Origin of the sequence: Paenibacillus sp. FSL P4-0184 (assembly GCF_038004625.1) — a bacterium.
GTDB lineage: Bacteria > Bacillota > Bacilli > Paenibacillales > Paenibacillaceae > Paenibacillus_AQ.
The window spans coordinates 2,359,416-2,386,134 of sequence record NZ_JBBORN010000001.1 but is presented as its reverse complement, the minus strand read 5'-3'; the positions used below and the strand labels follow the sequence as shown (position 1 = coordinate 2,386,134).

General features: G+C 43.5%; 25 protein-coding genes. 3 read left to right on the top strand and 22 right to left on the bottom strand.

What is annotated here, in order from left to right; all coding sequences use genetic code 11:
* The first annotated feature begins 14 nt into the window (after positions 1-14).
* On the top strand, positions 15-476 hold the full coding sequence (locus MKY52_RS10335; RefSeq protein WP_341051225.1) for a VOC family protein: 462 nt from the start codon (positions 15-17) through the stop codon (positions 474-476).
* Positions 477-580: 104 nt separating this feature from the next.
* On the opposite strand, the gene MKY52_RS10330 is transcribed toward MKY52_RS10335, so the two are convergent.
* The 3 genes from MKY52_RS10330 to MKY52_RS10320 all read right to left on the bottom strand — a co-directional run bounded on the left by MKY52_RS10330 (position 581) and on the right by MKY52_RS10320 (position 1,666).
* Positions 581-811, bottom strand: coding sequence for a cold-shock protein (locus MKY52_RS10330; RefSeq protein WP_042131520.1), 231 nt, complete (start codon positions 809-811; stop codon positions 581-583).
* A gap of 118 nt (positions 812-929) precedes the next feature.
* Complete coding sequence (locus tag MKY52_RS10325) at positions 930-1,130, bottom strand: cold-shock protein (protein WP_019914790.1); 201 nt, start codon at positions 1,128-1,130, stop codon at positions 930-932.
* Positions 1,131-1,387: 257 nt separating this feature from the next.
* On the bottom strand, positions 1,388-1,666 hold the full coding sequence (locus MKY52_RS10320) for a hypothetical protein (protein WP_060626091.1): 279 nt from the start codon (positions 1,664-1,666) through the stop codon (positions 1,388-1,390).
* Between the two features lie 239 nt (positions 1,667-1,905).
* Here MKY52_RS10320 and gdhA point away from each other — a divergent pair, with 239 nt between their 5' ends.
* Entirely contained in the window at positions 1,906-3,291 is a 1,386-nt protein-coding gene (gene gdhA / locus MKY52_RS10315; protein WP_341051223.1) for an NADP-specific glutamate dehydrogenase, read from the top strand.
* Between the two features lie 86 nt (positions 3,292-3,377).
* Here the strand turns inward: gdhA and MKY52_RS10310 are convergent, their stop codons facing one another.
* Both MKY52_RS10310 and MKY52_RS10305 read right to left on the bottom strand, forming a co-directional pair.
* A complete protein-coding gene (locus MKY52_RS10310) occupies positions 3,378-4,091 on the bottom strand; it encodes an HAD family hydrolase (protein ID WP_341051221.1) in 714 nt (237 codons plus the stop codon).
* Between the two features lie 33 nt (positions 4,092-4,124).
* Positions 4,125-6,692 carry a DUF2339 domain-containing protein gene (locus tag MKY52_RS10305; RefSeq protein WP_341051220.1) on the bottom strand — a complete coding sequence of 856 codons (2,568 nt, stop codon included), beginning with the start codon at positions 6,690-6,692 and terminating at the stop codon, positions 4,125-4,127.
* Positions 6,693-6,850: 158 nt separating this feature from the next.
* On the opposite strand from MKY52_RS10305, the gene MKY52_RS10300 reads away from it, so the two are divergent.
* On the top strand, positions 6,851-7,891 hold the full coding sequence (locus MKY52_RS10300; protein ID WP_341051219.1) for a copper amine oxidase N-terminal domain-containing protein: 1,041 nt from the start codon (positions 6,851-6,853) through the stop codon (positions 7,889-7,891).
* Positions 7,892-7,967: 76 nt separating this feature from the next.
* Here the strand turns inward: MKY52_RS10300 and MKY52_RS10295 are convergent, their stop codons facing one another.
* The 17 genes from MKY52_RS10295 to MKY52_RS10215 form a co-directional block, all read right to left on the bottom strand.
* A complete protein-coding gene (locus MKY52_RS10295; RefSeq protein ID WP_081382694.1) occupies positions 7,968-8,675 on the bottom strand; it encodes a DNA alkylation repair protein in 708 nt (235 codons plus the stop codon).
* An 18-nt stretch (positions 8,676-8,693) separates the two neighbouring features.
* Positions 8,694-10,268 carry a sensor domain-containing diguanylate cyclase gene (locus MKY52_RS10290; protein ID WP_341051217.1) on the bottom strand — a complete coding sequence of 525 codons (1,575 nt, stop codon included), beginning with the start codon at positions 10,266-10,268 and terminating at the stop codon, positions 8,694-8,696.
* A gap of 92 nt (positions 10,269-10,360) precedes the next feature.
* The gene (locus tag MKY52_RS10285) at positions 10,361-10,882 is read right to left on the bottom strand and encodes a YcxB family protein (RefSeq protein ID WP_341051215.1); all 522 of its coding nucleotides are present in this window, start codon (positions 10,880-10,882) and stop codon (positions 10,361-10,363) included.
* Positions 10,883-11,014: 132 nt separating this feature from the next.
* Complete coding sequence (locus MKY52_RS10280; protein ID WP_042131530.1) at positions 11,015-11,263, bottom strand: type B 50S ribosomal protein L31; 249 nt, start codon at positions 11,261-11,263, stop codon at positions 11,015-11,017.
* Positions 11,264-11,470: 207 nt separating this feature from the next.
* Positions 11,471-12,325, bottom strand: a complete 855-nt coding sequence (locus MKY52_RS10275) for a diguanylate cyclase domain-containing protein (protein WP_042192759.1) — start codon at positions 12,323-12,325, stop codon at positions 11,471-11,473.
* Entirely contained in the window at positions 12,315-14,411 is a 2,097-nt protein-coding gene (locus MKY52_RS10270) for a cellulose biosynthesis cyclic di-GMP-binding regulatory protein BcsB (RefSeq protein WP_341051212.1), read from the bottom strand. The genes MKY52_RS10275 and MKY52_RS10270 overlap by 11 nt, the downstream gene beginning before the upstream one ends.
* 52 nt (positions 14,412-14,463) lie before the next feature.
* The gene (locus MKY52_RS10265; RefSeq protein WP_341051210.1) at positions 14,464-15,714 is read right to left on the bottom strand and encodes a glycosyltransferase family 2 protein; all 1,251 of its coding nucleotides are present in this window, start codon (positions 15,712-15,714) and stop codon (positions 14,464-14,466) included.
* 28 nt (positions 15,715-15,742) lie between these two features.
* Positions 15,743-17,299, bottom strand: coding sequence for a hypothetical protein (locus MKY52_RS10260; protein ID WP_341051208.1), 1,557 nt, complete (start codon positions 17,297-17,299; stop codon positions 15,743-15,745).
* Positions 17,296-18,846 (bottom strand): glycan biosynthesis hexose transferase WsfD, encoded by a 1,551-nt coding sequence (gene wsfD / locus MKY52_RS10255; RefSeq protein ID WP_341051207.1) that lies wholly within the window; start codon positions 18,844-18,846, stop codon positions 17,296-17,298. Before wsfD ends, MKY52_RS10260 begins: the two co-directional genes overlap by 4 nt.
* Before the next feature lie 31 nt (positions 18,847-18,877).
* Entirely contained in the window at positions 18,878-20,017 is a 1,140-nt protein-coding gene (locus MKY52_RS10250) for a glycosyl hydrolase family 8 (protein WP_341051205.1), read from the bottom strand.
* Between the two features lie 173 nt (positions 20,018-20,190).
* Positions 20,191-22,239: a catalase gene (locus tag MKY52_RS10245; RefSeq protein WP_341051203.1), complete on the bottom strand. Its 2,049-nt coding sequence runs from the start codon at positions 22,237-22,239 to the stop codon at positions 20,191-20,193.
* 138 nt (positions 22,240-22,377) lie between these two features.
* Positions 22,378-23,391: a potassium channel protein gene (locus MKY52_RS10240; protein WP_341051202.1), complete on the bottom strand. Its 1,014-nt coding sequence runs from the start codon at positions 23,389-23,391 to the stop codon at positions 22,378-22,380.
* Between the two features lie 123 nt (positions 23,392-23,514).
* The gene (locus tag MKY52_RS10235; protein ID WP_149645447.1) at positions 23,515-23,907 is read right to left on the bottom strand and encodes a DUF350 domain-containing protein; all 393 of its coding nucleotides are present in this window, start codon (positions 23,905-23,907) and stop codon (positions 23,515-23,517) included.
* Entirely contained in the window at positions 23,904-24,497 is a 594-nt protein-coding gene (locus MKY52_RS10230; RefSeq protein WP_249923586.1) for a hypothetical protein, read from the bottom strand. Before MKY52_RS10230 ends, MKY52_RS10235 begins: the two co-directional genes overlap by 4 nt.
* Before the next feature lie 39 nt (positions 24,498-24,536).
* The gene (locus MKY52_RS10225; protein WP_341051200.1) at positions 24,537-25,745 is read right to left on the bottom strand and encodes a glutathionylspermidine synthase family protein; all 1,209 of its coding nucleotides are present in this window, start codon (positions 25,743-25,745) and stop codon (positions 24,537-24,539) included.
* Positions 25,742-26,428 carry a hypothetical protein gene (locus MKY52_RS10220; protein ID WP_042192777.1) on the bottom strand — a complete coding sequence of 229 codons (687 nt, stop codon included), beginning with the start codon at positions 26,426-26,428 and terminating at the stop codon, positions 25,742-25,744. The genes MKY52_RS10225 and MKY52_RS10220 overlap by 4 nt, the downstream gene beginning before the upstream one ends.
* A 27-nt stretch (positions 26,429-26,455) precedes the next feature.
* Complete coding sequence (locus MKY52_RS10215; RefSeq protein WP_042192779.1) at positions 26,456-26,671, bottom strand: hypothetical protein; 216 nt, start codon at positions 26,669-26,671, stop codon at positions 26,456-26,458.
* Between the last annotated feature and the right edge of the window lie 48 nt (positions 26,672-26,719).

The following is a 26,719-nucleotide window of genomic DNA, read 5'->3' as shown; positions in this document are numbered from 1 at the left end:
GAGGAGACGAGAATATGATAAAAGGACTATACGAAGCACATTTACCAGTAAGTAATCTTGAGGTATCTATCGAATTTTATGAGAAATTGGGATTAAAAATGGCCTGGCGGGATGAGGAAACTGCATTCTTCTGGATTGAGGAAGGTCGGAGTTGGATCGGCATTTGGGAAGGAAAGGAAGTAGAAACGCCATACCACCCATCTTTACGGCATCTTGCCTTCCGCGTAACTTATGAGGATCTGAAGCAATCACTGGAATGGCTGGAATCCATTGGGGTAGACGCTGTTCCGTTCCGTAATCGGACTTCGGTTGAGCCTTTTATTCGAGCTTATCAAGGGAATGCTTCTGTGTACTTCAACGACCCGGACGGCAACAGCCTGGAATTGATGTGCCATGTAGAGGTTCCTGAACATTTGAAGCATCTCTCAGAGAATATCATCTTAACCGAGTGGGAGAAATTGCTCGAACAGAAATAAAATACTCCAACAAAAAAACAGCTGCCCACCATCAAGGGTCCAGCTGTTTGAGTATGTTAGCTGCTTCTATTTAACCATCTCTAGCATGGTTTTAGTAAAGGCTGTTACTTAATCGTGATGCCTTTCTTCATAGCCTTCATATCCGAATTCGTGTTCACAAGCATTGGCAGTATCTTCATACTTCTCGTCATGGGAGAGTTACATTGCCAGCAGGTAGGTACGTACTGAAATGCAAAGTTATCGCGCATCCAACCGGTGCAACCTTCCTTGGTACAAGACCAAATGGCTGTGTCTTCCTGCGGAAGATCCTCCAGTGCTTTTTTACGAAAATACATAAGTACCCCTCCTTGGATCGAATCGAGACGATTTCGCCACCCTATTAGGGGCAGATTCATAAGATGAAAAATAAAAAAGCTGCCCTCAACTTGTGTTAAGGGCAGCCTAATTTTCGAATTACAGTTTTACAACGTTTTCGGCTTGTGGTCCACGAGCGCCTTGAGTTACGTTGAACTCAACGCGTTGGCCTTCGTCCAAAGATTTAAATCCGTCGCCTGTGATTGCGGAGAAGTGTACGAATACGTCGCTTCCACCTTCAACCTCGATAAAACCAAATCCTTTGTCTGCATTAAACCATTTAACTGTACCTGTTTGCATGATATTACCTCCAATATTTTATTTAACACATGTCCTTTTATTCCTACGTAGTGTACGAACAAATAAAAATTCACACATTGGAAAAGGACTCATACGCACAAATGATAACCTTTTACAATATGTGAATTAAGGGTTAAATTTATGATTAACTTCATTGTACCACACTAAATCATTGAATGCAATGTAAATGCCTACTTTTTTCATTCCGGCTCAATATCCTCTATATTAAAGGCTTTAGAGCCGGAAATGTGCAAGGGTTAATCGATGTATCCTGCCAACCCTTTATCCATTAAGTAATCCATCTCCGCATCAAGAATCGTCTCCACTGTGATTTCATCCAGCTTCACATCACGCTGGGCAACAACATAGTCAACCAGATCATCATTGTCGATGTCTACCTCGCCTTTGGCATTGGCCTTGGCGTTATTGATAAAGGTCTGTTCATGCTTCAATACTAAACGAATTAATTTAGGATCTACTTTGGTTTTGGCAGATAATACGGTTACTAATTCCTGCTCGTTTAATTTGTCACTCATTTTTAATATTTCATCTCCCTACAATTATTACAAATCCATTGTAGCATATTTCGCGCTTTAACGCGTCATTACGCGAAGTATACCGCGGTTTGTTCACACTTTTCTTGCTATCACAGGCTCTGCAACATTCCACTTCAGGTAAGTTATTTAATAAAAACAGTTGTGAGGAACATTGACTTGTGCCAAAATATAAAAAAAGTGTTGGACCAAATTGAATACTAGAAAAGGCGGTTGAATTCATGAGCTCTGTATCTTCCCAGCAAGTAGACACAAACAGCAACAAGGCACATCGTTATATCGAAGACGTATACGCACAGGTTGTTGCGCGTAATCCTTTCGAGCCCGAATTCCATCAGGCTGTAAAGGAAATCCTTGAATCTTTGCTTCCAATCCTGGCTGCTGAACCTAAGTATCAGGAAAATGCCATTCTGGAAAGATTGGTTGAGCCAGAACGTTTGATTATGTTCCGTGTTCCTTGGACAGATGATCAAGGCAAGGTCAGAGTTAACCGTGGATATCGTGTACAGTTCAGCAGTGCCATTGGACCTTACAAAGGTGGACTTCGTTTTCACCCATCCGTTAATGCTAGTATTATCAAATTCCTCGGCTTCGAGCAAATCTTCAAAAACGCTCTTACCGGCCAACACATCGGCGGAGGTAAAGGTGGATCCGACTTTGATCCTAAAGGAAAATCCGAAGGCGAAATCATGCGTTTTGCACAAAGCTTCATGACTGAATTGCAAAATTACATCGGTCCTGACCAAGACGTTCCTGCAGGAGATATCGGTGTAGGTGGGCGTGAGATTGGCTACATGTACGGACAATACAAGCGGATCCGCGGAGGATATCCGGCTGGCGTATTGACTGGTAAAGGTATTGGTTACGGCGGAAGTCAGGCTCGGACAGAAGCTACTGGTTACGGTACAGTTTATTTCGTAAACGAGATGCTGAAAGCAAAAGGCCTTTCCTTTGAAGGAAGTCGCGTTGTTGTTTCCGGTTCTGGTAACGTAGCGATCTATGCGATTGAAAAAGCTGTACAGCTAGGTGCAACAGTCGTAGCTTGTAGTGACTCCGCTGGATATATCTATGACGAAAACGGCATTAACCTCGAAACTGTCCGCCGCCTGAAAGAAGTCGAAAGAAAACGGATAAGTGAATATGTGAATGAACACCCTAACGCTGTGTATACCGAAGATTCCACGCAAATTTGGACTATTCCTTGTGATATCGCCCTTCCGAGTGCTACTCAGAATGAGATTGATGAAGCCATGGCATTGAAACTGATTGAGAATGGTGTTAAAGCAGTAGGCGAAGGTGCTAACATGCCATCCACCCTTGAAGCTATTCACCAGTTCCAACAAGCTGGCGTGCTATTCGCACCTGCCAAAGCTGCTAATGCTGGCGGCGTAGCTGTATCTGCGCTTGAAATGGCCCAAAACAGCATGCGTATGTCCTGGAGCTTTGAAGAAGTTGATACGAAACTGCATGAGATCATGGTTTCCATCTATCAACAGTCTGTAGATGCATCCGAGCAGTATGGACAGTCCGGTAACCTCGTTGCAGGAGCGAACATCGCTGGATTCAAAAAAGTAGCCGATGCTATGTTGGCTGAAGGCGTAATTTAATCAATAACAAACAAACGGCGTTGTGATCATACGAAGTCCCCGTAACCGGTGAGTAAGAAGCCGGGGACGGGGACTTTTTAATTCAACTATGAGTTCCAACCTGGGATTTGCCGCAAACCACCATCCCGTATAGAATACGTACTCTTCACAACCATATCGGACGGTGAAGAAGCCGTGTGAATGTAACAGGAATCAATCCCTGCCTTCAGAGCCCCCTCAATATCCGTACGAGGATCATTTCCAATCATAATGGCTGAGCTCAAATCCGCTCCGTACCTTTCAACTAAATAGCGATAAAATAGCGGATCAGGCTTGCTCACCCCTGCTTCCGAAGAGATCGCAATGCCATCAAATAGATGTATGATTCCGAGCATAGTTAACTCTGCCTCAATAAATGTCTTCTGCCCGTTGGAGAGCAAGAATACTTTTTTGCCACGTTCTCTTAACGTTTGTAGAATTTCAGTCACACCCTCATATAGAGAGATATGAAGCATCGATAACGTCCGTAGCCACCTCACGGTTTCATATAACCACGCTTGATCCGGTTCTCCACCTAATTGACGGGCCACAGACCGAAACACTTCCTCCATTACGAAATCCGGATACTCGCAGCTCCGTGCGGCTTCACCAAGTTGAAGATCCCGCTCCCGCAAAAACCGTCCTTGCAGTTCACCACCTGATATAGAGAGTCCCTGATATCCGAAATGGAGAGCCAACCTTTCCCATACCTCAGATTGCTCCTCATCGGTCTCAATATCAATCAGTGTACCGTACAGATCGAAAATATAAGTCTGATACATCCCTGTCTTCCTTCCCATGATTCACATTGTAAATTACCCCTTAGTCACATTCTCCGTCGCTGCCTGCCCCTCCTCCATTTTGTTTGACACCTTTTGATAGAGATAGGAGATCCCGAGCAGGCAAATCCCAAAGCTGGCATAAGCGATAATTTTACTTCCGGTATTCAGTAGTCCAAGATCGTATAGCAGCAGCTTACCTGTCGCCAGAAGCGTTAATCCAAGACCGAAGCGCCGGATATACACATATCTTTTGCGGAAGCCGTACATGATGAACAGAACTGCTATCAACAGATACACAAGACTAAATATTAATCCCGCATCGCTTAATTGCAGCTGTACCCCTAGAAAAGCGGTGATGATTCCGAGTAGATACACTCCCATGAAGACAGGATAGATTTCCATACTTTTATACTCACGTTTAAGCAAAGTGATCAGCAGATCACGTCCACTAAACCACACGAAAATATTGAAGATAATGAGTATACCCAGTGCGATATAATCAGCCCCGGTATTACGTGAAAGATCATTCTGCAGACTTGGCAAGCCTACTGTAATCACCAAACAAATAGCGTAGCCGATCCCAAAGAGAAGTCTTACAAAATACTTAACAATCGTGTCATAAAGCACCCTTACCTTTGGCAAAACATAGGCCAGAACAATAGTTAACAGAGCGGACAGCAGCAAATTATAGAAGGTTCTATGCGAGAAATCCTCCGGTACAGCCAGACGATACAGTCTTCTTGATTCATACAAACCATAGATCCAGAAATTCAATAATGCCGCATATTTAAACCACAGAGCTAAGGTGATTTCGTAAGGCTCACTGCGCTGTAGGACATCCTTTCGATTATGCTGAACGGCGTACCATACGGCAATGATCAGCATGCCTGCAGTAATGAAGACATATTTTAGCGGAAAATAGACGTCTGCGGAATTCAACCATTCATTGGCTATACTGAGCTGCATTGGTACATTTAATCCGAAGAACACCGCAAGGCAAAGCGTTAAAATACCCCAGCCTGCCCTTTCCATCCCTTTAAACCGATTCAGATTACCAAACAAGGTAAGCACAACGCCTTCAACCAACCAGCCAATGGACCACCAAGCCGCTCCGAATTGGAACGGAATCATCAGAATACCAAAGGTCAGCGAAGTAGCGTAGAACAGCAGCATGCTTTCTTTTTCTTGTGGCATCAGCTTTTCAAGCCCTCGTCCAAGCCCTAGATACAGCAGACAGAAGAGCAGCGCCAGCGCACCATTGTAATCCTTGAGCCCTGCATCCAGAAATAGAAGATACAAGGTAAGACAGCTAATAAACGTGTTGCATCCCAGTAGAGAGAAATCCCACCAAGACAACTTGGAGCGATACTTGAACGGGTACCATAACGTAATGCCCAAGTACATCGCAAAAGTCAGCATCGCATAAATCATATTCATTCCGTTGCTATCCGATAACGCTATTAATATCAGCATGGAGGGTGTATTAAATAAGTAGCTGATGTAATTGACCACGTTCCAGCGTTTGCGGAAGGAGATCAGTAGAATGAATAAATTCAGAAGAAATAAGTAGCCCATTGCCACATAAACTGCGTTGCCTGAAAGCCCAAAAGCCCCAAGATAAGAATATAGCGGCAGGTACCCTCCGATTAAGCCCAACGCACAAATACTTCGTGATTCATACCTTAAAGACAGGAGCACCGCAGTCAAAGTGACGAGCACGGATAAGGACAGCCCTACATAAATACTGATAATATCCAGTAAAAAATAGCTATAGAAAATAGAGCCGTACAGCACTGAAACCCCGCCGCCAAGTAGCCCTAAAGCGAATGTCCCTTTTCCTTTCCGGTATAGCCACTCCCCGCCCCCTAACATCAGTAAACCCAGTAGGAAAAAGGCGCCTCCCTTCATATAACCGGTGAACCAATTGGAATAGGAGTATCTGAATGCTGCTCCCACGGCCAAGATCAGCAACAAGATCCCAAGCTTGTTAATCCAGCCTAGTCCAATTTTCATTTCGATCTGATTTTGTTTTCTTCGACGTTCCAATACTTCTTCACTGATCTCTTCTGAGGCAAAATCATGTAATCCGTTATCCATTCTGGAATTCAGAGCAATTTCGGATTCCCTCAGTTTTTGTCGCTGCGCTAGTACACGCTCATTTAACTCCGCCGACAACGCTCCAAGTCGACTGGATAACTCCGCTTTATCCTCACCGAGCTGCCTCGCGGCTGTTTGGTACAGCTGCTGAATATGACGCTTTGTGTCCATCTCAAAAGCCGTCAGCCGGTCCGTATGGGCAAGGCTTTTAGAGGCAAAATAAGTCTGCAGCTTCTGTCTGGACAGACTAAGAATGCCAAGCTTCTCATCTAAAATTTGTTCCGTTAGCGTAACTTTTAGCTCTGTATTCTCTTCTTGAAGCTTCCCTACCTGAGTCTTTAACTCCACTAAAGCAAGCTTATGTTTCTCATATTGCTTCTTTAAGTGTTCATTCTCGTTGACCAGATCGTGACTTTCATATTCCGCGATCAGAGCTTCATATTCCTTAATAAGCCCGTCCTGCTGGACCTTCATGAATCTAAGTCGATCTTTGAATGACTCCATAGCGCCTCCTAATGTGAGCGATTGTTAATATTTCCATTTTACTACAAACGGAAGGATCTCTTACTCTTTTTTATGCAAAAAACTGCAACATATTTGAGGGATGTCCCGTCTAGATAATAACAACACTAACAAATGAACTTAAAAAGGAGCTCACAACTATGAACAACATTTTAAAAACAAGTACAGTTCTTTTAACTTTGTCCCTAGCACTATCAACAGGAGCAGCCTATGCCGCACCAACAACAACTTCTGCCAAAAATGATGCTGCTCAAACTACCGTTAGCGCTAACCAAAAAACATTTGCGATTGAAATCAACGGTTCCGCTCTGAAAGAAACAGGCTTCCAAACTACAAATGGCAAAGAGCCTATGGTGCCACTTCGTTCGGTTACTGAAGCACTTGGCTTTGAATTAACTTGGAATGGACAAACTAAATCCGTTGATCTTATCAATGGTGCTGTCTTCACTACAGTGAAAGCCGGAGAAGATCGCTATAGCATTAATAAAATGAATACTACGCTTGGAACTGCACCACAATTGGTTGACTCCATTTTGTACGTTCCAGCTTCCTTTGTAAGTGAAATCATCCACCACAACATGACAGTGAAGGGAGATTCCATCGTGATCACTGCTGCTAATCAGGAAGAGCATATGACCAAGACTGGCGTGATTACAGCTGTCAATAATGAGGGCAAATACCAATCCGTTCAGATCCAGGGTGTAGGCACAGATGGCATCGTACTGAATGTAGGTGAAGATACGACTATCGAAATGGCAGACGGTACTAAGCTTGCTCTAAAAGATCTTCATATCGGTATGACCGTAAAAGCAGAGCATTCCATGATCATGACCATGAGCCTGCCACCGCAAACTCCAACTTACAAGATCACTGTTCTAGATGAGCAGAAACAAAATGATCTTTTGGGTACTGCAGGTACCATTGAAGAAGTTAAAAAAGACAATGAAGGAAACCTCAGCATCACCGTTAAAGGCAGTGGCCTGAACGAACAGTCACAACAAGAAGTAGTACTTCGCATTAACAAAGATACCGCGCTAATTAATACCGATGGCAAAGCTGTAAACAGCAGCGAGCTTGTAAAAGGCGCAAAAGTTATAGGATTCTACAGCCCTATGCTGACTAAGAGCCTGCCACCAATCGGCACAGCTGCTAAAGTCGTAGTAGATTCCGTTCAACAATAAGAGCATTTAAAAAAGGCCAGTTCTCGGATTACGGGAACTGGCCTTTTGTTTGATTATTTTTAGCCTGAGAACTCTGCTAACAAATACAAGTCTTCTTCTTCACACCAAGCTTTCCAGCCTGTTCAACCTTAGCAATATAATCTACAGCCAGCGGTACTTTACATGCGGTTTGTCCCATTTGTACCTGGACCTTTCCAATACTTGCAGCAATCTGCGTCGCCTCATCATGCAGTTCGGTTACGCTGCTGGCGGCGATAATTACAAACATATTCATCGTGTAACGAACTCGATTCCGTTCCTGATGAATGGTAGATTGTATTTGCTGTAGTAGCTTTCTGATCTCAGCGATGTCTAGCAGATCATCCGGCGTAACTGAAATGTAATTGCCATAAGTACTCCAGCCACAGGTGGCCACCATTTCATCCGATGAAGAAATCCATTCTCTTGCAAGTTCTAGTGCGTAAGGGCTCTCTGCAGCGACAGACGCTACCGTATATTCCGCTATTCCAGAGCAGTAAGCTGCCACTACCCAGCTTTGAAGCTCTTCCTTCGTAAGCGTCTTGGGGTCAACTGTAAGCCCTGCCAAATACATCGCATCATAATTCCCCGTCTGATACAAAGCGCGAGCTAGACCTTGGTCTTTCTTGATATCCTTTACCAGCTTCTTCATGTCCCCTATCCGTACTCCAAATAAAGGCTCCTTAGCACCATGTCGTATGAAGGTACGCTTCGTCTGCTCTGTACCCATTTCCTCAAGCTTACTCATCACTTCATTAATTGTCAGATTCATTAGAACACCTCTTTATCCCTTCATCGCTTCTCTTAAAATGGGCTCACGACCCAGCGTTACTCTATTCTTGCCCGAATTCTTGGAACGATATAACGCTTCATCCGCTTCCCGATATAAATCTTCGAAAGTCACCTCTCTGCGCTCTGTAAAAGAAATTCCGATGCTAGCGGTAAGCTGAATGCTATCGTGTTCGTTCAAAATTATTTTATAATCACTCATCGTAGTGCGAAAATCCTCTGCTTCCATCAAGGCTGCACGTTTATCTTCAGCAAAAAAGCATACAGCAAACTCCTCGCCCCCGACTCTTCCGGCAATGCCTTTGTTTTGGTACACCTGAAGTATTTTATTCGAGAAATCAACTAATGCCTGATCTCCTGCTAAATGACCATAGGTATCATTAATTAACTTAAAATCATCGATATCAAATAACAACAGCGCCAGTCCTAGTCCGTCCGGAATCGTTTGATTTTGCACCATTTGCATAAAGTGCCTGCGATTATAAAGTCCCGTCAAATCATCTATCGTTGCTTGATAGACCAATTCACGTTCATACCGCTTCTTTTCACTATGGTCACTAAAAACAATTAGCATCCCCTTGTTCTCTGTTGCCTGATGTTCAGTCGCTATCAAGGAAACCCCATAACAAACCTCTCTTATTCCAGTACATACAATCTCAAACTGTCCTTCGGTCCTTTGACTATAATGAGCGCCAATGTCCTTGTGATGCCTCATAAAAAGATCAATATTTTTCCCCATCCAGGTCTCATTCGATATCCCGGTAATCTCAAACAAAATGGAGGTTGCAGCCTCATTTATACCAATGATACTATCATTCCGGTCTGTCAAAACTACGCCGTCTTTCATATGCTCCAGGATTTTAATTTTAGTTAAAGGATAGATCGTAGATTTGGAGTCAATAAATAAACACAAATAAGCCGCTATAATTGCGGGTAGATAAGTGAAGGCCGTAAAGCCTGTAAGCGTGATCTTCAACAAGGGAAGCAAAAAAACAGAAACGACCGGAACAAGTAACCCGGCAAATAGTAAGAACGCACGTCGCAAAAAAGCTCTCGGTCTATTCATTAAGGAAACACCTAGCAAGCAGACCGCATATAGACCAAATAGCTGATCATAAGCAATAAAAGCCATGCTAAGAAGCGTAGGCTTTACAGTAATTCCACTAACACCCGCAACAGTGGCCATGCCCACTTCACTACGCATTAGATGATGATAGGTATCCGTAAAAATAAGCAGTACGTCCAAAGCAATTGGAATCGAGAAAATAGCAAGTTTTACAGGTAGGCGTTCCTCAGAAGGAGACACATATTCTTTAACGACAGCATAAGTAAATAACGCACTTAAAAAAAGCGGAGCCTGCTGCATATTCTTCCACCACAGCTTAGCCTGAAAAGAGGATGACATGATCTCTCCCGCCGTTGCAATAAATATGAGGCTGACCAGCAGCATTAAGATCCATAAATAGCGTCTTCCTGCCGACTTTCGATGTCGATAGGAGCTGATGCCCATGTAAAGGCTTAGAACACTGCCCATTAATAAGTAATACGGATATCCTTGAATCCACGGCATGCCATATTTCTCCTATTTTTCAAGTCGCTCCTATCATTATATCCTAATCAATCCTACAAATGAATCAACAAATACCAGCATATCTGTACACCTTACGATTTGAACTTTACTCGATGGGAGAACATATACTTTCTGGCCAAGTCCTTAAATGCATCTTTATCTTGTACCGACTGAAAGTACCGTTTAGGGATAATCAGCGCTCGATTAGAAGACACAAAAAACACGAACAGGTTCATCGTTTCACCTATTTTATGTATCTCTTCCCATTTCACTTGCCCGGAACCTGCCTCAGATACGTACTTTATACCCTCATCTGATACGGAATAGCTCTGAGGCTGCTGGGCTAAACTGTCTGTTGCGAAGGCTTTTTTAGATTTTTTGGTCAAACTTGATTTGGTCATATACCATAAAACAGCGGCAAGAATCACAGCAGTCACAACAAGGATTGAAATATTTTTAATACTGTAATCCTTAGTAATTAACAGCAAAATCACAAAATAAGCAACCACACTGAAAGAGCTAAGTATAATACGGCTATTCAAGCTGAACCATAGGTTAAACTCCTGAACGTCCTCACTCTTAAGGACGGTATCTACTTTTATTTCATTTTCCACTACTAATCGCTCCCCTGCCACTATCGAAATTTGTCAATTCCATTTCATTCTAACATGTCTGAACACAAAAAAGGGACATCCCTGAAGCGATCGCTTCTAAATGGGTTGTCCCTTTTTAATCCGTAAGGATTCTTATTTCTTTTGTGCAAGACGTTGTTTGAACTTGTCAACACGGCCGCCTTGTTCTGTATCTCTTTGTTTACCAGTGTAAAATGGGTGGGATGCGGAACTTGCGTCCACGCGGATAACAGGATAAGTGTTACCATCTTCCCATTCCATTGTTTCATTGGATGATTTTGTAGATGCACTCAAGAATTTGAAGCCTACGCTTGCATCCATGAAAATAACCTTGTTGTACTTTGGATGTATGCCTTCTCTCATTCTGATCGTCCTCCTTCTGAACAAATTAGTGGAGCCTTTATGGTAAATTAACCAAATGATCTGTAGGTTTATCTATAAGTATAACCTAATAAACGTAGGAAAATTCGTAAATCTTACGATTTAGACCACCACTCCATCATACGTGAAATCGACATGTAAAGTCAACTAATATCCGATATTCCTTATATTCCCTTACGTTCAACTGATTTATACATCATACTCCAGTTGTTTTTTAGCCTGAACAATAAAATCTAACGGGTTCTCAATAGTGCTGGATTGATATTCTACAGCACCTATTTTGAGACCGAGGCTAACTTTATACTTTTTGACAAATTCAGTGTCATTAAGCTCTTGAAGCTTCAATTTAATCCGCTCGATCACGATTTTTGCTCCATCGTTGTCGGTGAACAGCAGAAGACCCCATGTTGCGTCATCTTTGTCCAGCAGATACAGTGCATCATTGGTACGAATGCTGGCCTGACTGAGCTGAGATACGTCGTGAATGGCCTCAGCCAGCTTATCTTCGGGAATAATACGTCTAATCTCATTCCAGTATTTCACTTTCACTACAAGCAGTGTGAGTGGAATCTGATATCGAGTCGAAATGCCTGTAAATAAGGCAGCATCCTTCTGAAAAGAAATACTGTTACGCAGATCTGTGTTCTCGTCGATGATGGCCATATTGGCAGTCTTATTCTCCAAACGCTGATTCTCAGCCTGCAGCTCACGATTGCTTAGTGTAAATATCCACAGTACCACTGTTAACAATGGGGTCATAATTAGCCAGAAGTAAGTATTCAGTCCAATTGTCTCTCCCAAAGATATCGTCTGATACATCGTGTAGAAGCCGTAAGCAAATATAAACACCAGGTTCAAGACCAACCCTGCAGTCACCGTTGTAAAATACGTAACAATCGCCAGAATAAAAGCCACATTTAAAATGATAATATTCTGGATATAATCATCGGGTGCCCCTGAAATGAAGACAATACAAATAAAAAGAAGCACCAGGAACGATAAGAGAGCGATATCCGAAACTAAACCGCTACGATTACGTCTCACGCTTATCACCACGTTTCTTCATATGTTTACGAAGCAGCAGGATCAGCGATAGAATCACCAGTGTCAGCACCAGCACAATTACGATAATGAAACTCAGCACGTCCGTTCGTTCCGCTATTTTTTTAACCACGGAAGCCTCTGCTGCTCCAGTAATGATCTTGAAACGGTGCGCATTGACATTACCGTCCTTATCAACGATTACCCCATCGCCAAACACCTTCCATTTGTCCCGCTCTGTTGCGATCAACTTCGACGCCAAATAGTACTCTTCAGAGTGGGCTCCCGTAACAGCAAGCAATCCCCGTCCCGCCTCAAATGGTGATTCAATCAGCTGCAGTGTTCCAATTTGAGATCCGTAATGATCTTCAATACTCATCTTCTCATTGGAGCGAATCGCTGTTCCGTTCCCGTTATATTGAAAATAGAGCTTATCATTATGATCACGGATGATCTTATTATTCTTATACGTGCCTATGGCGATGACATTATTATTCTTCAAATGATCAGCGCTAATGTTATCCGTGTAGAACTGAATGTTGCCTATATTTCCGCTAGCGTATTTTCCCAGTAGATTAAATACATTAGCTAAACTCAAATATGAATAATCATCCATTTCTTGTGGTAGTACGACTGCTACTTGATTGTAAAGTCCGTCACGTATGAACGGATACGGATAGTTATTAAACAAAAGATCCGTACGATCCTTAGTATTAAGACGCATTACAGAATCTTTACTGATATACGCCCACGGCATTTGTTCCTTATCTAAAGTACATTCGGCTCCCTTCAGCTCCAAATCAAAGGCTAAAGTTACCGTGAAATTACCAGAGATATTCAAGCTTTGGGGAACTGGAAGATCCAGCTTATCGCCATTCGCCAGCTCTTTGGTCAGCTTCTTGCTGCCAATGGGTGTGTTGTTGATGCTGACAGTCACTAATGAACGGTCGAAATCTAAATTCTGTGCATAACGAAAATCCAATCTGATTCTGCCTGAATCTGCAATCGAGCGGTTAGAGGGCAGTGCAACAAAGTATGTCTGCTCCTGATGACGTGCCCCAGTCAGTTTATCACCCGTTTCTGTAAGCGTAATATTGGAGCTAATCGAAAGGGGGGGTGCAGATACTTCTGTAGCATCATCGACCACCTTTAAATCACTGCTGATTTGACCCAATAACTCTTGATTCGCAACAAAACGGCCTGCTTTAATCAGTAAGTTCTCATCCTTCGAGGTTACGACAAGTGTCGGCTGAGTATCCTTATTCACTAACTGCAGCAGTGCATGTGTACTTAAATCTTCAGAGGTGCTTAGCTGAGCCTTGAGCCCACTTGGTACTCGGTCATACATAGCTACCAGTACAACCGCAGCTTTATTCTTCACTGCATCTGACCGGTAGGGAAGCATTGGAATCGTTCTATTGTCCAATGTATTCCCCTTCACAAGCCCGGAGAGCGCATAGGTAGCCGACTCCAATTCTGCCCCTGTGCTTTTATCCGGTACGGTCAGCACACTATGATTCTTCGTTAAGGTATCAACGCCAGAGAAGCGCTCGCTAAAGTCACTAATCCCTCCAGTCAAGGGCTTCGGCGTATACATCACGCTAATACTGGATGTATTAAACAGATGCAGCCAATTATCAAAATCATAATCGACAGAACAAGATTGTTCATCTGTATAGTTCGACTGCAAATAGCCCTGAATTCCAAGCGTATTGGTTCCTTTTTTTAGAAACCCTTTAGGTGCCTGTAGGACCAGCTGTTGTTCGCCATTATCTTTTAGAGAGGGTCTAAATGTATAGAATGGGCTGCCATTTAGCGTTAAGGTAACGCTAGAAATCTGCTCCTTGGTAATTTGCGAAATTTGAAAGTGCAGGTTAATTCTGATCTCATCCACATTCCAATAATCCATGACCTCAAAATATTGCTGCTGAGCACTCGAACCCTTTAACGCAGTATCTGTTCCTGTGAAAGACGTTGTGTAGGTTAATCTAGTATCCTGAGGCGGAGCCTCGGCGGCTGCAACATTCAATTGAATTAGAAAAAGAGAGAGGCAGGTTAACAGTATAACCATTTGTTTTTTCATCATCATGTTCTGTTTCTCCTGTGATCACATATTTCTCATATTACTTCTTTGTTCGTTATTAATAGCGTTCAGTCTTATACCACTTTGCTTCTCTTTTGAAGATGAGATCTTTGGCGTAAAGATATAATCCGTAAGCCGCGACAACCATCCACAGCTGACAATAAGAGACGTACATTAACATTACGATCCATAAATTGGACAAGCTCATCTCGCCCTTCTCTGTCGTCAACGTTATGAAAGTACCTACAACGAATAAAATGATGGCGAGCAGCCAGAGAAAATTGCTAAGCCCAGCAATAGTAGTATGTACATAGCCCAAAGCATGCAGGATGAGCAGCACATCCGAGGTAATTAACGAAATCAGCAATAAGAAGTAAATCGCTAAAAAATAAAGAATATCGAATCGGACTTTTGCGGCGGATTTATCGAACAGCAGGGGGATATTTTTGACAATGACATAAATGTTGCCCTTAGCCCAGCGCGTTCGCTGCTTGAACCAGACTTTTAAGGTCTGTGGCTCTTGCTCCCATGTGACCGATTTCGGCTGGAACTTGATCCGATAACCCATCATATATATTCTGAAGCTGATTTCTGTATCTTCGGCTATCGCTTTAACATCCCAGCCACCGATACTTTCTATGATAGACCTGCGCATAATAAAATTAGTGCCGGGAATGGTACATAACTTGAACAGCTTCCAGCGTCCCGCTTGCGCCATCCATTGAAAGGACAACGTCTCAATATTAATAAACCGGGTAAGTAGGCTTGCGTTACGGTTACGGGTTCTAAACTTACCGATTACTGCGCCTAGGCTAGAATCATTCATGATCTCAGCGACCAGATAACGTAAAGCCGTTTTTTCAGGAGTGTTGTCTGCATCATAAATCGCAATTAACTGCCCTTTGCAATGGGTGAAGCCTATATTCAGCGCATTCGATTTCCCTTTGCCACCAGTAATCGCATCCGTATTAATAACGATCAGCTGCCGCCCCGGATTTCGGTTTTGGATACCGGCCAGCAGTTCAGCACTGTTATCAGAGGAATTATCATTAATCACAATAATCTCATATCGATCTTCCGGATAATCAAGCGCTAGCAGAGACTCTACCGTCTTACAGATTACTACCCCCTCATTGTGAGCAGGAACCATAATTGAAACCAAAGGATATTCGCCCTCTATCTCTGGTATGTCCTCATTTTCAGATTTAATGTAATATAAATAGCCTGCGATAATGAGGGTCACATTCACCAGCAATAGAGACCAGATACAGATCACTGCAATTACCATCAGTATGTCTGAAATCGTCATAGGATCCTCCAAATCACGATTAGTTGTCTCATTTCAAATACTTTTTCCTATACAATCGGTATCCGATGATCATTAATCCGCCAAATAGCAACAGAGAAATCATTATCGCAACTATAAAGAACTGATTCTGTATATTAAAAAGCGTCGTAAAGCTCTTCTTCTGCTCTTCTGTATACCGATAATCGCTATTCACTGTTTCTGGCGTATAATTCAGACTCAGGGGTTGTCCATTAATAGAAATCACTCCTTCTGATGAAGTGATCGTATTGACGTCTGTAACAACCTCATGCCTTTCTTGTTTATAATCCGCAAAAGAAACCCAGTATTGTTCCAGCATCTTCAGCATTTCCTCAAGTTCTTCCTTATCCTTAGGCATATCCACAGTGATTACCGTGTCCATCGGCAGTTCTGGCATCAGAGTATTGGATGTTTGCAGATCCTGCAAAAAATCAATCGGCACACTATACAAAGAGGATGGAAAGGACTTGGAGGTGTCGCTCTGCTCCATATAATCAACATTTTCATCCGGATACAGTATTACAGAATCGAAAAACCCCATCCCCGCCTCCGAGTATTCCTTGTCATACGCCCAGTGCATTTGTGCTCCGATTCCAAGCGGCCCAATCTTGTTGTGCACCAGCAGATTAATGAACGCGTTCATCTTCACCTGAAGTGAATGATCCATATTACTGGTACTCGTTGAATGCATCGCAATAGGGGCATTGACCAGAATGCTGCCATTATTCGATTGCACTCTTTTGATGGCTACCAAATAACGCTGCATTGCCGGATAGTCGGTATTGCTGAACACTGGCCGCACACTTGCAAGAAAAGGAATCCCCACTTGATACAGCCGCTCCGCAGTCTCTGTCAGCAATCCCAGATCAGAGAAGGGATAGATCTCTTTGATCGCAAGATACACTTTAGGCGTTGCGTTGATATGAAGCCAATCCTTCAGAACATACCCCATCGCCAGTGCACTGACATTCCCTTGTTCAAAATACGGAACATAAGCAGCATCCTCTTTACTCACAGCATAAGGTGCTTGCAGGTTATCATCCTGGAAGATCAGCTTTCCAAGGGACTGGGTTCCCTGACTTCCGGCTATATAGAGCATATCCTGTACCTGAAGTGAAATTCCCGAGAACTGTCCGATCTGGAGATCTGGATTCGCGTCATACATAACATCCGTAGTTAACTGTAGTTTCTTTTTCAGCGAGGCTGGAGGACTGTACCCGATGTGCAAATACTGTCCCTGATAATGCTCCCAATCCTCTACATAAAATTTATTAGTAATCAAAATATCCGCTGCATTACGGACCATAATCACTTTAGAGTAATGATTCAGCATCCCTTGTTCATATTGATCCAGACTTTTAAGTGTGACCTTCATGGAATAGGCCGCCAGCAGTCGCTGGAGTTGAGTCACGTTGCCTTCCTTCGTTGTCCCCTTAGCGAGGCTGTCATAGAGTAGTAGGACCTGCTGTGGCGAAGCAGCAGATTGGACAGGTGTGACGGGAATCAGAAGGGCTGTTAGGGTCAACGTCAGTAGCAATATACCGTTTAAAACTTCTCTGATGCTCACACACTCACATCCTTTTGAGGCTTTGTATACGGGCTAGAAGGGGTGCTCTTGCTAACCTGCTTAACCCGATTGCTGTTTTTAGAAACTCTACGCCCAATCACACTGGATAGGGTCAGAAAAGTGACTAAATCAAAGGATAATGTAAATAAGAACTCATGCTTGGAAATATCGGCATCGCCTGCCCCGATAATCGATACAAAAATACCTGAAAGCCCAATGCCAATCGAAGCGACAATCAATACCATTCGCTGCATACCTCTGAAATCACGGGACTTGATCGCTTTTACAAAGGAAGGCATATAGAGACCGATGACAAGCACCATCCAGAGGAAGATGAACCCGAATGTTCGCGGGGCCAGCGTTTGTTTCAGTTGGCTGTATCCGGTGAAAAAGTGACTCTGTGCTCGAAACTCCTTACCAACAGAATGCTCGAAATTCCCCATAGCCGCAGGCTTAATCGAGAATGCACTTTGAGCAGCTACATTAAGAATCGAATTAAGCTGGTCAGGGTTCGTTAAATAATATTTAAGGATGGATACAAATCCATAACGACTGTAGAAATTCTCCTCGAGAAGTGGTGAATTCACGTCTATGGTCACGTACTTCTCATAGTGAATGCTGTTCTTCAGAATGGCGAATTGCTCGTCCATCCCTAACGCTTTTAAAGCGGCTTCTGGATCAGGTGATTCCTTCAGCACCCCTCGGGTCATGGCATGGAACTGGTTAATGTTTACGAACTCATTTGAGATATTCAAATACGTGAACACACCTGCGAACAGCATCAGAGCAAGAGACGCCATTGTCAGGATCCGAAATATCTTGTCTCTACGAATCCAAAGCAGTGAACATGCCAGAACAGCAATGATCATACCCACTGGCGCATTCTGCTGCTTAGAAGTAGTCAGGATCAGCGTGCTAATTACGAATAAGGCCAGCATCGCGTAGTCATTGAATCTTTTTCGATATAACATCAGCCATGAAGCGAACATGAAGATCATCGTGATCATCACAACGCTTTCGCCGTAAAAGGAGTTAAAATAAGCCGTATAACCGGTATCTCCGAATATAAAAATAGCAATACCTGCAATGATGAATCCCTGTTTTCGGGACATCTTCCATGTAATAGCCTCTATTAATAAGTAAATTGCGATTACATATAGAATCGTATAAATCGCCGCTTGAAAGCGGATGTCGAATACCTCACTACTGAAGAACAACTTGTTAAGTCCTATAGCCAGCTTGATAAATAAGGACTGAGAGGAAAATAACATTGCACCATTCTCATTAAAATATTGAAAGATCCCATATTGCTTCACAAAATAACCAAAGTACTGACTATCATAATCCGGCAGATTGAAATAGAGTCCATTACTATAAATGCTACGGAAAAAGTCACCGTTATCCGCCACTCCGACATACGGAGCTGTGAACAGCGCGATGATGGTAATAAGCAGCACTCCAAATGCAGCAAGAAATGCAGGAGAAACCGATAAATTAGCAAGTGCTATCCCCTGCCTTAGAGGCGTTTTCACCGTGTTGTCCATCATGCAGGTTCACCTTCAATACAATAAGTTTAAGTTAATAGACATAGGCCAGTAATGCCATCAGGTTGTCAAAAGAATAAGCTTGGCCGCTAGCGACATCACCGAATCCTCCGTACAGTGGGCTATCCACATCTGTTACTCTGAACTCGTTCATTCTTTCAATGCTTTTATGGTGGAGAGATTCATCGCCGATTTCTGCGCCGATCATAGCCGTAATGGCATAAATGGCTGTGGACCGGATATCGTTCAGCGGCTTACCTTCTCTCGAATATTGCCCATACAACGTTCCAGCTTCGACCTGTTGCTTGATAAAATCAATGCTGGTTGCTTTCTGCTGGCCCACCTCAGCTAAGGCTAGAATGGATAAAAGCGACTCTACTGTATTGATGTTTTCCGAACTATATTTTCCGGTCTCATAATTAAACCGTGTCTCATAAAAGGGGAATTCATCCGATAAATAACCGTTTTCCAATATTACGTTCAAATCATTCGTCAGTTTCTTACTAAATTGGCTAGGAATCGACATTTTTCGCAAAGTGCCCAAATTAATATAACACAAAGTGACGAATGTGTTTGTTGAAGAATATTCCATATCATAGAAATCATAAAGTTTTCCGTCTTTTACATTATAATCATAAAATCTTTCGCCATATTTATCCGCTTCAGCTGTATAACGTTTATCGCCGAACTTCTCCCCTGCCTCATAAAGAGCTTGAATCATACGCAAATCATCAACGGCAGCATTCAAGGGGTATAGCTTCTGCTGTTTAGGACTGTAACGGTAGCTGAAACCACTGTTGATATCAAAGGTTTGCTTAGCCAGTTGCCATTGCTCTGCAAATCTCTCTTGTTGGCCGCTACGCACAGCTGCCAGCATCCGGAGAGATGCCGATTCACTCAGAACTTCGTGTCCACTCGCCGCTTCCGCCGACTGATCTGTTTCAATAAAATTAGTATATACACCGTACTCACCTGTGAGTTTCGAGGTAATAAACTGCTCTAAGTTAGTTACTTCCTGCGTCTGGATTACCTTAGTATCATTTTCCGAATCTACTGGAGCTGGAGAATTAGTATGAACACTATTGGACGGATTCGGTACTGCCGCTTTTTCGCATGCCGTTAACCCTATAATGCCTGCAAATATCGCTAGTGCAGCAATAATTATTTTCCTCAAGTGATCACCTCCCTTTAATATTCTCCTATTCTGCTTACTGCCTAGTATTATCTATAACGGTAATATACAACAAAATGTTAAATCAAACTGTGAGCGTTATGTATCTATTCTTGGACAAAAAAGAGATATCCTTACGCCTTTGGCGAGCGGGATATCCCCTCTGTATCAGTTATTTATTCATTCATACGTTCCCAAAAACGATGGGCAGTAATTGCCGCGACAAGGCTGGCAGCGAACACCTCTCCGCCATCTCCAATGATTACACCCGGACTGCTTCTATGCTCGGCCGTTTCAAGTAGTTTAGCATTTTCAGTAGTCACCGCGATGGGCTTAAAGTGAGAATAGGCTTGGTTCAGGAATTGCGCTGTATCTTTATGGAATTTCTTATGTTCCGAATTTCCACCAGCTGCATAAATTGCATCAAAGAGCACCGAATCTGTCGTGGATAAGGTATGAATGACTTCAAGCTCTGTCCCCTTCGAGCCTTTAATAAATCCAAGCTTATCACTGATTATTTCCGGCTGGATCCCGGCTCTCATAAGCGTATCCAGAACAGGCATCACCAAGTCTTCATCAAATCTGTCGCCTATAATCACACCTATTTTACGTGTGTTTGGGTGCTTCTTCGTATTTGCCTGACTTAGTGCCGGGGAGATTTGAGCTACCTCGGAACCGCCTGTTTTCGGTGGCGTCGCCCCAATAGCTTCTGCTACAGGCACAGCAAGCTCTAACGTAACGTTCGCGAGCATATCTACAACCTGCTGCCGGACATACTTACTCTTTACCTTCCCGAGCTCGAATGAATAGGCTTCAATAATATGCTTTTTTTCTGGAGCACTCATGCTGTTCCAGAACAGCTTAGCTTGTGAAAAATGGTCTTCAAAGCTCTTGCTCCGGCTACGCACCTTACGGCCCTCAACCTTCTCCTGATAATGTACATAACCACCTTCAGCCTCTGTTGCAGGTGCAGGCGTATTGTTAGCAAGCGAATTATTATGATAGCTCACTGAACCCTGATTAATCGTCTGCCGTCCATACCCGTCACGCTGATTGTTATGGAAAGGACATACCGGTCTATTGATCGGCAACTCATGGAAGTTAGGACCGCCAAGCCGAATTAGCTGAGTATCCGTATAAGAGAACAATCTGCCCTGAAGCAGTGGATCATTGGTGAAATCGATGCCTGGAACCACATGTCCAGGGTGGAAAGCTACCTGCTCCGTTTCGGCGAAGACATTATCCACGTTGCGGTTCAAGGTCATTTTCCCAACAATCTGTACAGGTACATCTTCCTCTGGCCATAGCTTTGTAGGATCCAGCACGTCAAAATCAAACTTAAATTCATCTTCTTCACTTAGAAGTTGAATGCCCAACTCGTATTCCGGAAAGTTGCCGGCTTCAATCGATTCCCATAAATCACGGCGATGAAAGTCAGGGTCCGCACCTGATATTTTCTGAGCTTCGTCCCACACCAAAGAGTGTACACCGAGCACCGGTTTCCAGTGGAATTTAACAAAATGGGCTTTTCCTTGCTCATTAATCAACCTGAAAGTATGCACCCCAAACCCTTCCATCATTCTGAAGCTACGTGGAATAGCACGGTCCGACATCAGCCACATTGCCATATGGGCCGATTCTTGGTTATTGGCTATGAAATCCCAAAAGGTATCGTGAGCTGATGCGGCCTGAGGCATTTCATTGTGCGGCTCAGGCTTAAGCGCATGTACTAAATCTGGGAACTTGATCGCATCCTGAATAAAAAAGACGGGCATATTATTTCCGACTAAATCGTAATTCCCTTCCTCTGTATAGAATTTGGTAGAGAATCCGCGGGCATCCCGAACCGTCTCGGCTGATCCCCGTGATCCGGCTACCGTCGAGAATCGGACAAACACCGGTGTCTTCACGGAGGGATCTTGAAGGAATTTCGCCTTTGTATATTCTTTCAGTGATTTATATACTTCAAACTCACCATGAGCAGCAAATCCACGTGCATGCACGATTCGCTCAGGGATTCGCTCATGATCGAAATGCGTCATTTTTTCCCGGAAATGAAAGTCTTCCAGTAAGGTTGGGCCCCGATCACCCGCTTTTAAGGAGAACTCGTCCTCTGATACTTTTAAACCCTGGTTCGTTGTTAAGGTGTGACCTTCATCCTTACTGCGAAACTGTTCCAGTTGCTCATTCTTGCTGTTTCCGTTCACTTTTTGATGTTCACTCATTAACAATGGCTCCTTCCAAAGGTAAAGTAAATATTATCATGTATCTCTTACCCTTTAGGAAAGTTTGGCAAACAAAAAAGAGCGGAATTCCGCGAAGCCATAGCTCCCGAAAATCCGCCTATTCCATCTAATTCTGACCTAACCCTTAATCCTACGATACGTCTCTTCATCGGAAACAACATACAATTTAGCATCCTTAGGAATAGCCTGATCCAGCTTTCGATTGATACTTAGATCGCTACGATCCGCCAATAAGGTTGCACCTTGCAAGAGCAAGCTCTGAAACGCATCCCCATAAGTCTTCCACGTAGCACTCACTGGAATCTCATAAATATCATCACCATATTTACGGCTCAGCAGCTGCGTTATCACCTCAGAGTTGCCCTCTTGCAGCGCAGAACGAACAGCCAGTCTGGAGATGGCATCATGCGAAAGAACGAACTCGTTTACCTGAACATGCCTGAAATTCTGTATATTCTTCTCTTGCATTATTTCTACAGTCGTATGTACTTGTGGCTGAATGCGTTCAATGCTAGAGGCAATTAATAAAGATTTGCCGTCGATCAGCGATGCTTCATCAATCCTTGTGTCCCCGAACACAATGGCTGCTCTTGCTTCATGGATGTTAGCCTTAAGAAGAATCTCATCACTGGAGGCATCGCCACTTATAAAGTGAACTTGATCCAAATGCTCCAGAGGATGACTTCCTGTCTCATCAATGATGACAATGTGGCATTTCGGCGAATAGCATAGAATCTCCTCTACGGCAGCTTGTGCTTTCTTACTCCAATTAATCAGAATCACATGATCCTTTCCCCGAAAGCTCAACGTTCCCGCTCCCCTCCTTCTCTGCACCTCCGCAATGGAGTCAATGACCTTACCAATAACCAAGCTGAGGAGGCCGATACCAAAGATATATAGAAACATGGTAAACAGCTTTCCAACTACGGTCTCTGCAAAATAATCCCCATACCCTACAGTCGCCATCGTTGTCATGACCCAATAAAATGCATTAAACCAACTGTGAAACGTACCCGGCTCGATCAGGTAAGCAATCGACGCACTAACAATTATAAAGATCAGAATGATTAACCCTATCGTCCGTTTACGTAACCGCATCATCTTGGTGGAAATTCTCAGAAACAGATGCATCTGCCCACCCCTTCTTCACATCAAGCTAAAAGTAAAACTTATACTTTCTTAGATTTTCAATAAGGCTGCCACTCGAAGGATGGATCGGGGCAACCTTTGTCTTTATCCTATTTCAAGTTGAAACTAAACAATCAAACTGCTAATCGCAAATGCAGTCCCAATAAACACCAAGCAAAGCATAGTGCCTACAGCCACATTTCCTTTCTCCAGATGCTCTGAAATCTTAAAGGTTGGGGTTGCCAATTCAAAGATCCAATAAGCCGCTATCAAGCACACATAACCTACCGCAAACCAAATGATCATGTGCAGAATGGAGGTATTCGTATACGCCGCTACGCCAATAATAATAGCCGTTGCCAGAAACTTGCCGCCTAAAGCCAAAGCTACAGCCACATTCCCCTTCTTCAGCTCCTCCATATCTTTAAACGGAGTCATCAAACCAAAGATCACCATGCCTAACAATTGCAAAAGAATAATCACAAACACACTCACTACCAAATTAACCACCATCGTCACTTCGCCCACCCCCGAAATTTCGCATAAGCCGAATCATAGTCGGCAAAATCATGTACTTCCTCAAGGACTACGGAAGCGGTCTTCTTTTTTTCTAATGCGGTATAGCGTTCATCATCAATCGGCTGCTTAATCCGATTACCTGAAGGGAGCTCAAGCACCGCAAAGTTTCTTGTCTTATCCTTATACTTAGTCTTGTATACTCCTACAAGATCAACATCAGTGGTTACCGATACTTTAAGATTGGTAAGATCCTCTGCTGCCGTTTTCTCATCTGCATAAGACTTAATCGTGCTCCATGAAGACAGGCGGACTTCGTTCTTCTGATCGGCATCCGTGATTAGCTCGGCGTCCATGAACTGAAGTGTCCAGATTTTATCACCAGTAGCATAATTCCCATCATTCGGGAGCAGTTCATTATCCGGCAAAACCGTCATGTCACTCCCAATTAAATCCCCTACGGTACTCTCTACCACCCGGTAGTCCCACGGAACCCGTGCTACACTATCTGAAGTTTCAGCTGTTCCTGAATCAAATACACTGCCCTGATTACTGGAACATGCGCTAAGCAACAGTACCGTCAGAAGCATCATACATAAGGCTCCAATTCGGGCTTTCTTACTCTTATCCAATTATCTCACTCCCAACGCAATAAAATGACTGGCATTGCCTGTAATCAATCCACCCGCTCGGCCGAGCATACCACAAGGCTTCCCGTTAATCACGAACATGCCTGTCAGCAGATGAAATTCACCCTCTGATGTCGTTATCCGTGCTAAATCGGCTCTTTTTTGATACACAGTGGGGAAGAGCTGACTACTGTCATAACCGTCTTCATCTTCAAGCTCTAGCGCACCGATATCATCAAACATGCGCACCGAACCCCCTTCACGACCAAAAACAGATTTGGACACAAAGTTCCCTGAGAATACAGGCTTATTATAAGTAGGCAAAATATAGCGCGAGATCGTCTCTCGCTCTTCCTTGTCGAATAGCAGGCCCAGCTCATACATTCCCCACACCGCTGCAACCAGCCCCTTGGATTGGAGCAATATACTGTGAGGACCATTAAAGAGCTGAAGATTCCCTTGCTCTACCGCATAGGCGAGGGCATCGCCGCCTTCATCAACAGCCATCCACTCTTTAGGATATAGAGCGAACATCCGCTCGATCACACGGTCCTCCCCATCCTTAAGAATTCCGTTGTCGACCCACAGATCAAGACAATCCACACACTGGATATCGAGACCACTGTGCTTCACTAATGCTTCTATCGTACCTGAATCTTCAAGATGAGATCCATAAGCCACACAAGCTGCGGTATCCGGACGTTCTACCTGCCAAGCTGCCGCAACTTGTGCCTTCATCCCTTGATTTGGACTCTGCATTCCAGCTTGCTCACAGATCCATGGTGTAGCTATCGAGGCTTCCACATAACCTGTTGGGGTATCCGCATTCAGTTCGAGCAGCTTAATCGTCCCATCATGGGCTATGGCAAAGTCAAATCTGGCATACCGACTAATGAATCCTTCTTCTGGCATAGGACACCCGTCAAGCATCTCCCAAAGTACAGGGGGAATCCCAAGCAGTTCATACAAATCGCGCTTTAGATGAACATAGCGAACCGCTTTATCGAGGATAGCCCAGAGTTTTGATGAGGCTTCTTCAAGCTCCTTATAAGTGTCCCTGTGCATTAGAGCAATTGCATCCAACCAGTACTCTTCATCCTCAAGATCAGCCCAAGTGAACCCGAGTTCATATAACGCTTTGACCCGTTGACCTCTTTCAAGCTCAGACTGATCTAGAATTTCAAATACACTCTGCCTCTGCTGCTCACTCATCCGCCAAAACCACTCTTACTTGAGCCTGATCTCGAAGAGGACTTCGAGCCTGAGCTAGATTTAGAGTTCTTCGAAGAGTTTAATCCGCTGGAAGTGCCACCGATTCCATTTTTTGAGGAAGAACCTCTTCTCGTAATGGAGCCTGTGGAGGAAGTCGATGTTTTGGGCTTTACAACAGAACCGGGAACCTTCTTATTCTGGAATTTCTCACTGCTATAGGTAGGCGGCTTATAAGTTGTTCTCGTGCCTCCATAATAAGTTGGACGGTCCTTAGACCATCCTCTGGAAGAGTAATTGCCACCACTGTTAAACAGCATGTGATATAGTAGCAAGTCATCCCAACCAAAACCTGAATGATATCCACCATAGTTATTCACTACCGTCGTTCCATTATTGGTTACAACACCTTGGCCTTCCTGTTCTACCTCTTGTGTACCTTCCGGATATGGAATATTCCAATCCACATTTTTGTCAAAATAGGCTTTAACCTCTTCGGTAGACCAGGACACTAGCTGTGGTTCATCTCCAGAAGTATTTGCACTAGCCCCTGCGCCGCCAGGAATAAACATAGCATTCGCTAACAAAGCTATGCCTAGCGAAGTAGATAATACTCGAATGGGCTTACCATCAGAAGTGAATAATTTGGATACCGCTAATTCCTTATCCTTTTCATCTTTAGACATCGTAAGGTTCTCCTTCCCTTATCTCAATCATTCGTTGTGCATCGGAACAAGTAAAAGCTCCAGCTTGCCTTCATCTACATTCAGCCGTCCTTCAACCGTTTCATATTCAACACTGCCAACCACAATATAATTGACATGCTCTAGCGCTGCGATCATATTCATGCTCCACGTGCGTTCCTCAATGACTCGCAGCCCGCCTTCCGGCATTTTTTCAAATAAGATTACATTCATCCCATTGTCCATTATTACCATTCCTTCCTTAGTTCTGCTATAGCATCTGATACGTCTTTA